This window comes from Affinirhizobium capsici, assembly GCF_977018625.1.
In genome coordinates this window covers 1,950,865-1,964,042 of sequence record NZ_CDRNXD010000004.1, presented here as the reverse complement: position 1 = coordinate 1,964,042, position 13,178 = coordinate 1,950,865, and the positions used below count along the sequence as shown (strand labels likewise).

The following is a 13,178-nucleotide window of genomic DNA, read 5'->3' as shown; positions in this document are numbered from 1 at the left end:
GGTGGCGACGTGCCGCCAGTAAAAGGACAATCCTGAATGATTACCGATCAATCGATGATTTGGCCCATGTTCGCGCATGTGGTTCTGGTCTTCGTGCTTTATGCTCTTCTTTCCCGGCGGCGCGTGGCAGCCGTAAAGGCGGGGCGAGCTACCGTTTCCCAGTTTCGCCAGAACCTGACGGAGCCGGAAGACAGCCTCTTTGTGCACAACAACCTGAAGAACCAGTTTGAACTGCCGATCTTCTTCCACGTCGGCTGCATCGCAATTTACATCGTCAATGCCGATAATATCGGGACTGTCATTCTGGCCTGGTTGTTTGTCGTATCACGCTATCTGCACAGCTATATTCACGTCACGACCAACCGTATCGGCCACCGCAGGCCGCTTTTCATTTTCGGCTTTGCGGTTCTGGCGCTCATGTGGCTCTGGCTTGCTGTGTGGATGGTGCTGACCTGACACAAAAGCGTGGTTTTGCGCTGGATCAATAAGCAAACACTCAATCTGTTCTACGAAGGGCCGGGCGTTAAAACGCTCGGTCCTTTTCGCTTCATATGGAGAGAGTGATGGCTGAACTGATGAAAGCCGCTGTGGTGCGCGCCTTCGGGCAACCTCTTGTCATTGAAGAGGTTACCGTGCCGGAGCCGGGGCCGGGGCAAATCCTGGTTCAATATCTGGCAACAGGTGTTTGCCATACCGATCTTCATGCGGCCAATGGGGATTGGCCGGTCAAGCCAAACCCACCTTTCATTCCAGGCCATGAGGGTGTGGGCTATGTCGCCAAGCTCGGCGCAGGCGTCAAGCATCTGAAGGAAGGGGATCGCGTTGGCGTGCCATGGCTGCACACGGCTTGCGGCTGCTGCACGCCTTGCCGCACGGGTTGGGAAACGCTCTGCCCCTCGCAGCAAAATACCGGCTATTCCGTCAACGGCACCTTCGCGCAGTATGGACTGGCTGACCCGGAATTCTGCGGCCGCCTGCCCGATAATCTCGATTTCGGTCCTGCCGCACCCATTCTTTGCGCCGGTGTGACGGTCTATAAAGGCTTGAAGGAAACGGAAGTGCGCCCCGGCGAATGGGTTGTCATTTCCGGCGTTGGTGGCCTTGGCCACCTGGCTGTTCAATACGCAAAAGCCATGGGCATGCATGTGGTCGCTGCCGACATTTTTGACGAAAAACTGGAACTCGCCAAGAAACTCGGCGCTGACGTGACCGTGAACGGACGGGCGCCCGATGCGGTGGAGCAGGTGCAGAAAGCAACCGGCGGCGTGCATGGAGCCTTGGTCACGGCTGTCTCGCCGAAAGCCATGGAGCAGGCCTATGGCTTCCTGCGCGCCAAAGGCACGATGTCCCTCGTTGGCCTGCCGCCCGGCTTCATCTCGCTGCCGGTATTCGATACCGTGTTGAAGCGCATCACGGTGCGCGGCTCCATCGTCGGCACACGCCAGGACCTTGAGGAGAGCCTTGTTTTTGCCGGTGAGGGAAAAGTTGCCTCGCACTTCTCCTGGGACAGGCTGGAGAACATCAACCAAATCTTCCAGCGCATGGAAGAAGGCAAGATCGATGGCCGCATCGTACTGGATCTCGCACAGTAGCGGACAATACATAAGATAAGAGTATTATGATATACATGAATACCCGTGTAAAACCACGGGTATTTTCTTATCCGACATCCGGAAAATGCAGTCAGGCCACGATATATTTGCGTGTTTTATTTAAATTTAAGACTTGCCTTGCACTGATTGTGCATTGCGGTGAATGAGGTTGCAATGAGCACGATTGAGAACGAATTTTTACCCTGGTCTGGCGAGAAAAGAGCGCGTGGTGAGGAGCTGTTCCGGCGAGTGGAAAAGCACCTGGAACGGGTGATGACCAAGACTTATCAGTCTGTCGATCCTTCCATGAAGCAATTGCCACCCGATCTTTTGCGGCGGGAAGCAGAAAAGGCGCGCAAGCTTTTCACGGGCCAGTTCGACACGGCTTTTTTCGAAGGTCAGGCGAAGATCATTCGAGACGTCGCCGCTCATCTTGGTCTGTCCAAGTTCATCTATCAGGCAACGTCGGTCTATGCCTCGCAGTGGATCATGGCTGTCATCGAAGAGAGCCGTTTTTCCGGTGCCAAGCGCGCAGAACTGATCCAGACCATGATGGAAGTGGTGCTGACGGACCTTGCCATCGGCGTTCATCATGTCATGAATGACCTCAATGAGGCGGCTGCCCGTGAAAAGGAAGAGCGTCATCGCCAGCAACTGGCTTCCGCCGAGGCGGACAGCAAGGCCATGGCTGTGCTCAGCGAAGCGCTGAAAGCCCTTGCAGAAGGAAACCTTGCGCTGCGCCTCCATGAGCGTTTGCCCGATGGGACGGACAGTGCGCGTCATGATTTGAACCGCGCAACGGAAGCACTCGATCTCGCCATGCAGAAGATTTCCGCCACCGTGGAAGATATTCGCAACGGCATGGAGCAGATCGCAAATTCCACGAATGATCTCTCCCGCCGCACGGAGCAGCAGGCAGCGTCACTGGAAGAAACCGCAGCGGCGCTCGACCAGATCACGGCCACTGTTCGCCGCACGTCTGATGGTGCCACCAAGGCAACCACGGTTGCATCCAGCGCCAAGCAGGATGCGACGCGGTCCGGTCAGATCATGCGTGATGCGGAAGCCGCCATGGCCGAAATTGCCACCAGCTCCGGCCAGATTGCGCAGATCGTTTCCGTCATTGATGAAATTGCGTTCCAGACCAACCTTCTGGCGCTGAATGCGGGTGTTGAAGCGGCACGCGCCGGCGATGCGGGTAAGGGCTTTGCCGTTGTCGCCTCGGAAGTGCGGGCGCTGGCGCAACGCTCTGCCGATGCAGCCAAGGAAATTCGTGGGCTCATTTCCACAAGCTCCGACCAGGTACAACGCGGTGTGACGCTGGTCGAGACCACGAGCCAGACCTTGAACGGAATTGTAGAGAAAGTCACCGAAATCGATCAGCTGATTGCCGATATCGCCTCATCCGCCAATGAGCAGGCGAGTGGACTGAGGGAAATCAATGCTGCGGTCGCGCAAATGGACCAAGGCACGCAGCAGAATGCGGCAATGGTCGAACAATCCACGGCAGCGGTGAATGATATGCGCCATCGTTCGCGGGAGCTGGCGGACCTCGTCAACCATTTCTCGCTATCGGACCAGACGGCAGCGGCACCTGCCGATGCTTATCGACGGAAGTTCGCCGCCTGATACGGCGCTCAAGCGCAGCGCAATTGAAACATGCATGGCCCGGTCGTTCCCGCCGGGCCTTGCCTGTTGGGTTACCAGCCAGGCATCATGGGAACGCTGCGAAGGCGGGTTCCGTTTCGGCCAAAAGGCTTGATGTCTGCCCCATCAACATCATCGGGCGCCACCGCAGGCGAGATATTATCAAGGCAGGCTGTAATGTGGTCTGTGATGGCCGTCATCAGCGACGTAGAAAGGCCGGCCCTTTTCATCAAGCCGATCTGCACCGGGGGCAGGGGCGGGAAGCCATCCGCCTGGCTCAACACCCGCATGCCAGGACGCAGCGCCGATTCGGGCAGAACGGAAACCGCCATGCCTGCCAGAACGGCTGCAGCCACCACGGTGGACGACCAGCTAGTGAAGAGGATCTGATAATCGCGTCCATCCGCATCGAGAGCGGAGCAAGCCAATTGCCGCCAGTTGCAATCACGCCTGCCAACGGCGAGCGGAACCGGGCACTCTTCTTTCAAGGGATGGTTTGCTGAAGCAACCCAGCAGAGCGGCTCCGTGCGCACCACATCCGATTGGCGCGTGCGCGGGTTGTGGGTCACCAGCGCAATGTCGAGCTCGCCTTTCGCCATTTTCTCGGCAAGATCGACTGATGGCTCGCAGACGATGAACAATTCGACATTGGGATGAGTTTTGGCGAAGCGCCCGATGATTTCCGGCATGTAGCGATCAGCGTAATCATCCGGCGTACCGATGCGCAAAGTGCCTTCAAGTCGATTATCATCAAATGCTGCAATGGCTTCATTATTTAAACGAATGATTCGCCGCGCATAGTTCAAAAGCTTTTCGCCCTCGGTTGTCAGGCGATTTCCGCGCCCGTCCTTGGCAAAAAGCTGCTTTCCCACCCTTTCTTCCAGCCTGCGCATCTGCATGGACACCGCGCTTTGCGTTTTGAACACGCGATCGGCAGCTTTGGTGAAGCTTCCCGTGTCAACTATGGCGACAAAGGTATGCAACTGATCAATATCAAGAGGTGCGGACATGGCTGATCCATCAGGTTAACTGATATCAATCATTAGAAACATTCGTTGGACTGATCAATAGGAATCCTGAGATAAGACTAACATAACAGAACGCACCGACCCTAATTCCTTGGTTCTCCAAACGCTCTGTGAACGCTTTCACTCTTCCCTCTAGCGGGGAGGATGTGATCCCTCGTGCCTGCAAGAAAGGAAGACCCATGCGCACGACCGAACGGACTATATATTCTTCACCGGCCTTCTCGCTGGAGGGCCTCACGGCAACCTTCACGGCGCGTGTGAAATCCGTTTTGCGCGGTCTCCAAAATCGTAAAGCCATGACACATTTGCAGGCGCTGGATGACCATCATCTCCGCGACCTGGGCCTGACGCGTCGCGATCTTGAGCAGGCATTAGACAATACACGTCTGATGCACGATCCGTTTGATGCTTTGCCGCGCATTGCACGTCGGCGTGAGAACAGGGCGTCCCTCCGGTAACTGCCATTATGCTGCGGGGTGTCCCTTCCACTTCGCAAAGTTCCGGCGTGATCAATCGCCTCCTATCGCGCCGGAACGCTTATTCATTTTCCCCGCAGGGTACGCCAATATCCCTGCTCCTTGCCCGGCCGGTTCCCCAACCGCCGGGCTTTTTTGTGTCAAGCGTCCTGGTTGGGGCTTGTGCCACGGCGATAGCCTTCCAGAACGGCTTCAAGGTTTTTCTGATAAGCCTTGTGGGCTTCCACCCCGCTATCGAACATGCTGTTCAACATGGCTCTGAATGCATCCGTCTGAGGAGGGGCCTGTTCCTGCTTTGGCTGGGCAGCCGCCTCTGGCGCGGCTTGGCGCGGCTGGAAATTGCCGGTCATCATATCCTGGAATGCCTTGGTGAAGGGGTTGTCCAGAAAGGGATTGCTGGCTGATTTCTGTTCCGGCTTGTCCATGCCCCAGAAGCTGCGCATGGCCTGCATCATTGGGTTATCGAACGAAAAGGGATCGCTTTGCGGCTTCTGCTTGGGCTGGAAGCCGATGGCTTGAAGCCATTGCTCGCTCATCTTTGTCATGGCATCCGGCGAGAATGCATTGGAGGTGGCCATCTGGCCGCTCATCTGCTTGAACAGCCCGCCCATCAGCGTATCTGCCATGGCAGGCATCATCTTTTTCAGCACGTCTTGTCCAATACCCGTCAATTGAGCCGCCTGTTCGGCTACCGCTCGCGAAACATCCTTGGAGCCGAAGAGACGTTCCAGAATGGCATTGCCATCCGCCATGCCCTGCGGAGTAAATGCCTTGCCGACATCCTCGAAATACTTGGCGTAATTGCCGGAGAACATCGCGTTCATCAGCGAAGTCATGTCATAGGGGTTGGCGCTGGAGCGCTTGAAGCCGGTTGAGAATGCCGGAAGCAATGCTGCCATGGCTTGGGCCGCCTGTTCCTGCGCAAGATTGAACTGCTTTGCCATGGCATCCATGGCAGCGCCATTCTGCGCCCTCATGATCATATCGAACAGCGGCATCATGCGGTCGGCTCCTCTCCGGATCATTGTTATCGATCAGCACTATAGCGCATCGCGAAAACTGTGCAGCGGTTTTCAACCGCCATACACACGATCAGGAGAGGGAAACCTACGAAACCCGTTAGTATTGATAGTCTTCAAAGGCAGGCTCGACCGAGCCGTTCCATCTACCATCAAAGAGGGCTAGCATCTCTTGCGCCAGCACCCGCTTCTTCGCCAGAATTTCCTCAAGCGGTTGCAGGAAGATCGATTCGTCCTGACCTTCCGAGTTGAGGCGCTTGCGGCGCTTCAAGCCGTCGGATGAAATCGTCACGATCTCGCGGGCAATGCCCATCAGGCTTTGTCCCTTGATGGTGGCGGTAAGTCCTTCGGCAGGAACCGCATCGCGAAGCGCGCTGACATCCTCGAAAGACCAGTCGCGTGTCACGTCCTCTGCCGCCCGCATGGCCCCCTCGTCGTATAGCAAACCGACCCAGAAGGCGGGCAGGGCGCAAATGCGACGCCAGGGGCCACCATCGGCCCCACGCATTTCAAGGTAGCGCTTCAGGCGCACATCCGGAAACAACGTGGAGAGATGATTGGTCCAGTCACCCATCGTGGGCTGCCAAGCGGTTACTTCACCCTTCAACGCACCATTCATGAACTGGCGGAAGGTGACATGCGTGCAATCGTGATAGCGCCCGTCACGCACGATGAAATACATCGGCACGTCCAGTGCCCACTCCACATAGTCTTCAAAACGGAAGCCCTCGGCCAAAGCCGCAGGCAGCAGGCCGGAGCGGGCATTATCCGTATCGCGCCAGATATCGCCGCGCCAGGACAGGAGACCGTTCGGCTTGCCTTCGGTGAACGGTGAGGAGGCAAAAAGGGCTGTGGCGAGTGATTGCAGCTTCAGCGAAATCCGCATCTTCCGGGCCATATCGGCTTCGGAGGAAAAGTCGAGATTCACCTGGATCGTGCAGGTGCGATACATCATATCGAGCCCTTGGGTGCCCACTTTGGGCATGTAGCGCGACATGATCTCGTAGCGGGATTTCGGCATGCGCGGCGTTTCCGCCAAGGTCCACTTCGGGCTGCCGCCAATACCAAGGAAGCGAATGCCCATGGGCTCGGCTATCTGGCGCAGAACCGCCAGGTGCTGGTTTGATTCCCGACAGGTCTCGTGCAGTGTTTCCAGCGGTGCGCCGGAAAGTTCGAACTGGCCGCCCGGCTCAATGGAAATGGCACCCATGCCATTGGCCTCCCCAAGACCAATGATGTTGGCGCCGTCCATGATCGGCTCCCAGCCGAGCTTATCCTGCATGCCCTTCAAAAGTGCGGAGATGCTATAGTCGCCAAAGTAAGGAACCGGACTGTTATCTGCGCGGAAAAACGCAAACTTCTCGTGTTCCGTGCCGATGCGGAAATCGCTGTCTGGCTTGCAGCCCTGCGCCAGATAAGCAGCGAGTTCTGCGGTCGAAGTGAGCGGCGTGTTATCGGTCGTATCGCGGGCCATATGAGACCTTGTCCAGTCATGAAGTTCGGAGAAAATTCCGGGAATGCGGTGCTTGGACCGTAACTCTGCACGGTGCAAGTGAATTTCTTTTAAAGCTAATCAGCAAGCTTGTACCAGTCCATCTACCGCCAGTCCCCGATTGTTGCCTGCACAACGGCAAGGGCTGCAACGGCGGCCGTATCGGCCCGCAGGATGCGCGGTCCAAGCGGAATGGCTGAGACAAAGGGGAGCGAGCGCAGGAGCGCACGTTCCTCTTCGGAGAAGCCGCCCTCCGGCCCAACCAGCAGTGCAACCCTGCTTTCGGTCACGCCTTGCAGCACAGGCAGCGGATTTTGGCTTTCCTCGCCCTCATCGCAATAGATGATGCGCCTCTCGCTATCCCAATTGTCCAGCAGGTCTTTGAGGCGCAAAGGTGCTTTCACCTCCGGTACGGAAAGAATGCCGCACTGTTCCGCCGCTTCGATCACATTGGCCTGCAGCCGATCCAGATTGGTGATCTTGCCCTGAACGTGCTGCGTCATCACCGGCTGCAACAGACCAGCCCCCATTTCCACCGCCTTTTGAACCAGATAATCCAACCGGCCCACTTTGAGGGGCGCAAAAAGATAGTGCAGGTCAGGAAGCGGCGTCTGTTGGCGCGTCTGCTCAATCGCAGTGAGCATTAATTTCTTGCGGCTGGGCAGGGAAAGTTTCGCTCGCCATTCCCCATCCTGTCCGTTGAACACCAGCACCTCATCATCTTCCTGGTAGCGCAGGACGTTGATGAGATAATTGAACTGCTCACTGGAAGCCTCAACAGAGACACCGGAATGAAGCGGCGCGGAAAGATTAAGCCGCTGCATACGGAAATTGGCGCGCATGGAAAAACTCGATTAGCCGAAAAGCCGCAACATAATCATCGTAACGGCTGCTGCAAGGGCAGCCGAGAGCGGAACGGTTACCGTCCAGGCTGCAACAATTGTCAAAAGATGCGAACGCCGGACAAGATAGCGCCGATTGACCTCATCGATATTCACGTCCTTGCGCTTCTTGGGCTGCTTTGGCGTGATTTCCGGGGCTTCGCCCTCACTTGCTGGTTTCTGCTCCGCCAATTGTTGCGAACGCATGGCGAGGTAACTCTGCCGGCGTTTGGAATTACGGTTGTACCACTCCCGAAACAGCCCAACGCCGAAGACGGAACCAACGGCAATATGGGTGGAACTGACCGGTGCACCAATGCTGGAGGCCAGAATGACAGTGACTGCCGCGGAAAGCGCCACGCAATAGGCCCGGATCGGATTGAGCTTCGTAATGTCCTTGCCGACCAGATTGACCAGCTTTGGCCCGAACAGCAAAAGGCCGATGGAAATCCCGAGGCCGCCAATGGTGAGTTCCCATATTGGAATGGCTGCCTCACCCACCTGTGGGCCGCCCTGAAGGGCCGATACGACGGCAGCCAATGGCCCGATTGCGTTGGCCACATCGTTCGTGCCATGGGCGAAAGAAAGAAGTGCCGCAGAGAAAATCAACGGAACCTGAAATAGCGTGCGAAGCGAGCGTTCCCGGTTCTCAAGGTGACGGGATTTCCGGGCAATCAGAGGTCTGGAGATAAACCAGGTCAAGATACCCGCCATCAGTCCGATCAGAGACGCGTACAGCCTCGTCATCATGATCACATCATCCGGCAGAACCAGCACCATATAGGTGGTGAAGGCTCCGAACATGAGGCCCATAAGCACGGGAACCCATCGCCGCGCAGCGGCAATCTTATCTGGCACGTAAATGATGAAGCTGTTGATAAAGGCCAGAACCGCGATGGCGACCATGGCCCCAAGCAGAGGGGAGAGCAGCCAACTGATGGCGATTGCCCCTACCACTTGCCATTGAACAGCATGAAAGCCTGCCGCAGCAATGCCAGCACCCATGACGCCACCCACGATGGCATGGGTCGTGGAGACGGGCGCTCCCACCCAGGTTGCGATATTGATCCATGCGGCAGCGGCAAGAAGTGCCGCCATCATGGCAAGTGCCAGATGTTCCGAACTAGCCATCATGTCCACGTGGACAATGCCGTTCGCAATCGTGCCTGCCACCCGGTTGCCTGCAATCAGCGCACCTGCAATTTCACACACCGCCGCTATGGCAAGGCCCGCGCCAAGGCTCATGGCCCGCGCACCCACGGCCGCACCAATATTATTGGCAACGTCATTGGCGCCAATGTTCATGGCCATGTAGGCTGCAAGGACGGCTGCGATCACAGCGATACTGCCGCCGGGATGCCCACTGACTGTGGAAAGAGCAATCAGAACGACGCCGATAATGAACAGGAGGGCGGCACCCGGTGCTGCCAGCCGCCTGCCAAGATCTCGAGAGGCATCTTCAACGAGATTGATCTTTTCCAGATCTTTGTCGAGCGTCTGCTTGCGGCCATGCGCGAACATTTCCGAGGCGTCGGTTTCCTGTTCGTTCAAAGGCAGCTTGATGCCGTTGCGCTCCACCTGTTCATTCCTGACAATTCAAAAGAAATTCAATTTCAAATCGAGCATTGCGGCCAGGTTAGTGTCCCACCGCTCTCAGCTTCGTGGTGACCCTGTTATCCGGTCGATTGCCGAATGCAAGGATCAGATTTCGCAATTCCGGCTCCTGCACACGCGATGCCGCATCCCGGCAATCGGTCCACACCCGGTCTCTGGTTCCCACTTCAGGAAATTCGTCCAGCAGCGTTTCGACCTGCAGCAGGTGAACCTGCACGCGAACAGGAACTTTAAGTCCGCTTTTCAGCTTTTTGAGATAGCCATAATAGCCGAACGCGGTCTTTTCCGCCTTGCCCTTCACGCCCGCTTCTTCGTAGGATTCAATCTCTGCGACGGCGTGCGCCTTCTTTCCCTTCATCGGCCAACCTTTGGGGATAACCCAGCGGCGGGTTTCGCGGCTGGTAAGCAACAAAACCTGAAGGCCCAATATCGGGTCCACCCGATAGCACAGCGCCGCATATTGCTGACGCGGCGGTCGCCGTATCATCAACATCACGTTGCGGGCTATTTGGGTTAGAAGACTCACTTGCTACGTTACTCCGTCAGACAGATGGTTAACTGAATCATGCTTTGCACAGCTGTTCAATAGAGATTGCGCATCTACTCCGGTTGTAGAACCGTCCTCCACAGCCTGATTTTAGGTAATATAAGTTGCGCCAGCCTTAACCGGCTACCACCAACTCATATGGTAACGCATGCATATAAAAAAAGAGAGTTCGCGTTTTTGTTGCTGGCAACACGCAAAGATGAGAGGAATGTGAAGACATGTTGGGGAGGCGGCTTTGTCGGACGTAATTTCGTTTTTGGAACCGAGAAAAGCGGTGCTGGAACGCCGCGCCACGATTATCGCCGATCTGGCTGATCTTTTGCCGGCTGATTGCCTTGTGCATGAGGCGCGCGAACTCGTCCCGTTCGAGACGGATGCCTTCATTGCCTATCGCCGTCTGCCCCTGGCAGTGGTGCTGCCCCGAACGACGGCACAGGTCGCGGCGGTCATGAAATATTGCCATCGCTACGGCGTGCCAGTGGTGCCGCGGGGGGCAGGAACCTCGCTCTGCGGCGGTGCCATTCCGCAGGAAGATGCCGTTGTGCTGGGCCTTTCGCGGATGAACCGGATTTTGGAGGTGGATACCTTCGCACGCACCGCTATCGTGCAGGCGGGCGTGACCAATCTTTCCATTTCGGATGCGGTGGGGCCTGAGGGCTTTTTCTATGCGCCTGACCCCAGCTCGCAGCTCGCCTGCACCATTGGCGGCAATATTGCCATGAATTCCGGCGGTGCGCACTGTCTCAAATACGGGGTCACCACCAACAATCTCCTCGGCGTCAAGATGGTGCTGACCGATGGCACGGTAATCGATCTTGGCGGAAAGCATCTTGATAGCGCTGGCTACGATCTGCTCGGCCTGGTCTGTGGGTCTGAAGGTCAGCTTGGCGTCGTGACGGAAGCGACAGTGCGAATTCTTGCGCGACCGGAAGGGGCAAGGCCGGTGCTTTTCGGCTTCAAGAGTTCGGAAGAGGCAGGCTCCTGCGTGGCGGATGTCATTGGCGCTGGCATCATTCCTGTTGCCATCGAGTTCATGGATAAACCCGCCATCGAAATCTGCGAGGCCTTCGCCAAGGCTGGCTACCCACTGGATGTCGAGGCATTGCTCATCGTGGAAGTGGAAGGATCAGAGGCCGAGATGGACGCCATGCTCGCCAGCATTGTCGAGATCGCCCGTCGACATGGGGTGAAAACGGTGCGGGAGTGCCAATCGGCAACGGAAGCGGCGCTGATCTGGAAGGGGCGCAAATCCGCATTCGGTGCAACGGGCCGCATTGCCGATTACATCTGCATGGATGGTACCGTGCCACTTAGCCAGCTTTCCCATGTTCTCAAGCGAACCGGCGAGATCGTGGCGGGCTTCGGCCTGCGGGTCGCCAATGTCTTCCATGCGGGCGATGGCAATATGCATCCGCTCATCCTGTTCAATGCCAATGATCCGGTGGAGGCGGCGAAGGCGGAAGCGGCGGGCAATGAGATCCTGAAGCTGTGCGTGGATGCAGGCGGATGTCTCACCGGCGAGCACGGCGTCGGCATCGAGAAGCGGGACCTGATGCGCCATCAATACAGCCAGGCAGAACTTGATCAGCAAATGGCGGTACGTGCCGCCTTCGATCCGCAATGGCTGCTCAACCCATCGAAAGTGTTTCCTCTGGATGGACGGCCTGCTGCATGACCAAACTTCTGGTGCCAACGCGGGAAGATGAAGCGGCGGACATGATCCGCGCTTGCGCCGACGCCAAGCGAACACTTTCCATAGCAGGCGGTAATACCCGTTCCGGTTTCGGAAATGCCGTGACTGCCGATGCGGTTCTGCGCTCTGCCGGGCTTTCCGGCATTGTCTCATATGATCCGGCGGAAATGGTAATGACTGTGCGTTCCGGCACACCGCTGGCAGAGGTGGAGGAGGCGCTTTCCGATCATGGGCAAATGCTGGCCTTTGAGCCTGTCGATCATCGGGGCATGATGGGGACGGAAGGCGAGCCGACAATTGGCGGCGTTGTTGCCACCAATGCTTCTGGCCCACGGCGGCTCACAGCCGGTGCCGCGCGTGACAATCTACTAGGTCTGCGCTTCATCAATGGCCGCGGCGAGGTGTTGCGTGCCGGTGGACGCGTGATGAAGAATGTGACCGGCCTAGATCTGGTGAAAGTGCTGGCGGGCTCCTTCGGTACCTTGGCGTTCCTGACAGAAGTGACATTCCGCGTTTTGCCGCGTCCACAGGACCAGCAGACCATCGTGCTGAGCGGGTTGGAGGATAACGATGCCGCGCGCGCAATGGCAATTGCCATGGGCCTGCCGGTGGAAGTATCGGGCGCTGCCCATTTGCCGGAAAGCGTGCGTGGCCGTTTCATCAATGGCACCCTGGCAGAAGGCGCTGCCACGGTTCTGCGGCTGGAAGGACTGCCCGCCTCGGTTTCCGTCCGTGCCGATAAGCTTGAGAAAGCCATGGCCCAGCTTGCGCCTGTTTCTAGGCTGGATGCAGAGGAAAGCCGCCTCTTGTGGCGGGAAATTCGTGATGTTCACCCCTATTGCGATGGCACGCAGAAGCCACTCTGGCGAGTCTCCGTCGCCCCCAGTTCTGGCTTCCAGATGGTGGCTGCCCTGCGCATGGAAGCAGGCATCGATGCCTTTTACGATTGGCAGGGCGGGCTGGTGTGGATGCGCATGGAATCAGAACCTGAAGCGGAACTCGTCCGCCATGTGATGCACCAGATTGGCGGCGGTCATGCCAGCTTGCTCCGGGCCAGTGAGGAGATGCGCTCCTGGTGCGATAGTTTTGAGCCCTTGCCGAGTGCGGTCGCGCTTCTCTCAAAGCGGGTCAAAGAAAAATTCGATCCGCAGGGGATCTTCAATCCCGGCAAGATGGCGAGGACGTGATC

Annotated in this window: 12 protein-coding genes; 6 read left to right on the top strand and 6 right to left on the bottom strand. The window is 57.3% G+C overall.

Translation table 11 applies throughout. The features are described from left to right. The first annotated feature begins 36 nt into the window (after positions 1 to 36). The 3 genes from AC0JZ1_RS12875 to AC0JZ1_RS12865 all read left to right on the top strand — a co-directional run bounded on the left by AC0JZ1_RS12875 (position 37) and on the right by AC0JZ1_RS12865 (position 3,221). On the top strand, positions 37 to 456 hold the full coding sequence (locus AC0JZ1_RS12875) for an MAPEG family protein (protein WP_471882749.1): 420 nt from the start codon (positions 37 to 39) through the stop codon (positions 454 to 456). Positions 457 to 563: 107 nt separating this feature from the next. Beyond that, positions 564 to 1,592, top strand: coding sequence for an alcohol dehydrogenase AdhP (gene adhP, locus AC0JZ1_RS12870; RefSeq protein ID WP_471882748.1), 1,029 nt, complete (start codon positions 564 to 566; stop codon positions 1,590 to 1,592). A gap of 174 nt (positions 1,593 to 1,766) precedes the next feature. Further along, positions 1,767 to 3,221 (top strand): methyl-accepting chemotaxis protein, encoded by a 1,455-nt coding sequence (locus AC0JZ1_RS12865; protein WP_471882747.1) that lies wholly within the window; start codon positions 1,767 to 1,769, stop codon positions 3,219 to 3,221. 71 nt (positions 3,222 to 3,292) lie between these two features. Here AC0JZ1_RS12865 and AC0JZ1_RS12860 read toward each other — a convergent pair whose 3' ends face one another. After that, a complete protein-coding gene (locus AC0JZ1_RS12860) occupies positions 3,293 to 4,249 on the bottom strand; it encodes a LysR substrate-binding domain-containing protein (protein WP_471882746.1) in 957 nt (318 codons plus the stop codon). 197 nt (positions 4,250 to 4,446) lie between these two features. On the opposite strand from AC0JZ1_RS12860, the gene AC0JZ1_RS12855 reads away from it, so the two are divergent. Further along, entirely contained in the window at positions 4,447 to 4,725 is a 279-nt protein-coding gene (locus tag AC0JZ1_RS12855) for a YjiS-like domain-containing protein (RefSeq protein WP_471882745.1), read from the top strand. Positions 4,726 to 4,883: 158 nt separating this feature from the next. On the opposite strand, the gene AC0JZ1_RS12850 is transcribed toward AC0JZ1_RS12855, so the two are convergent. The 5 genes from AC0JZ1_RS12850 to AC0JZ1_RS12830 all read right to left on the bottom strand — a co-directional run bounded on the left by AC0JZ1_RS12850 (position 4,884) and on the right by AC0JZ1_RS12830 (position 10,275). Next, positions 4,884 to 5,744: a DUF937 domain-containing protein gene (locus AC0JZ1_RS12850; protein WP_471882744.1), complete on the bottom strand. Its 861-nt coding sequence runs from the start codon at positions 5,742 to 5,744 to the stop codon at positions 4,884 to 4,886. 118 nt (positions 5,745 to 5,862) lie between these two features. Continuing rightward, the gene (locus tag AC0JZ1_RS12845) at positions 5,863 to 7,236 is read right to left on the bottom strand and encodes a glutamate--cysteine ligase (protein WP_471882743.1); all 1,374 of its coding nucleotides are present in this window, start codon (positions 7,234 to 7,236) and stop codon (positions 5,863 to 5,865) included. A gap of 122 nt (positions 7,237 to 7,358) precedes the next feature. Then, positions 7,359 to 8,096, bottom strand: a complete 738-nt coding sequence (locus AC0JZ1_RS12840) for a 16S rRNA (uracil(1498)-N(3))-methyltransferase (RefSeq protein ID WP_471882742.1) — start codon at positions 8,094 to 8,096, stop codon at positions 7,359 to 7,361. A gap of 12 nt (positions 8,097 to 8,108) precedes the next feature. After that, positions 8,109 to 9,713, bottom strand: coding sequence for an inorganic phosphate transporter (locus AC0JZ1_RS12835; protein WP_471882741.1), 1,605 nt, complete (start codon positions 9,711 to 9,713; stop codon positions 8,109 to 8,111). Between the two features lie 58 nt (positions 9,714 to 9,771). Further along, positions 9,772 to 10,275, bottom strand: coding sequence for an NUDIX hydrolase (locus AC0JZ1_RS12830; RefSeq protein WP_471882740.1), 504 nt, complete (start codon positions 10,273 to 10,275; stop codon positions 9,772 to 9,774). 256 nt (positions 10,276 to 10,531) lie between these two features. Here AC0JZ1_RS12830 and AC0JZ1_RS12825 point away from each other — a divergent pair, with 256 nt between their 5' ends. Next, the gene (locus AC0JZ1_RS12825) at positions 10,532 to 11,971 is read left to right on the top strand and encodes an FAD-linked oxidase C-terminal domain-containing protein (RefSeq protein ID WP_471882739.1); all 1,440 of its coding nucleotides are present in this window, start codon (positions 10,532 to 10,534) and stop codon (positions 11,969 to 11,971) included. Next, a complete protein-coding gene (gene glcE, locus AC0JZ1_RS12820) occupies positions 11,968 to 13,176 on the top strand; it encodes a glycolate oxidase subunit GlcE (RefSeq protein ID WP_471882738.1) in 1,209 nt (402 codons plus the stop codon). The genes AC0JZ1_RS12825 and glcE overlap by 4 nt, the downstream gene beginning before the upstream one ends. Positions 13,177 to 13,178 lie beyond the last annotated feature (2 nt).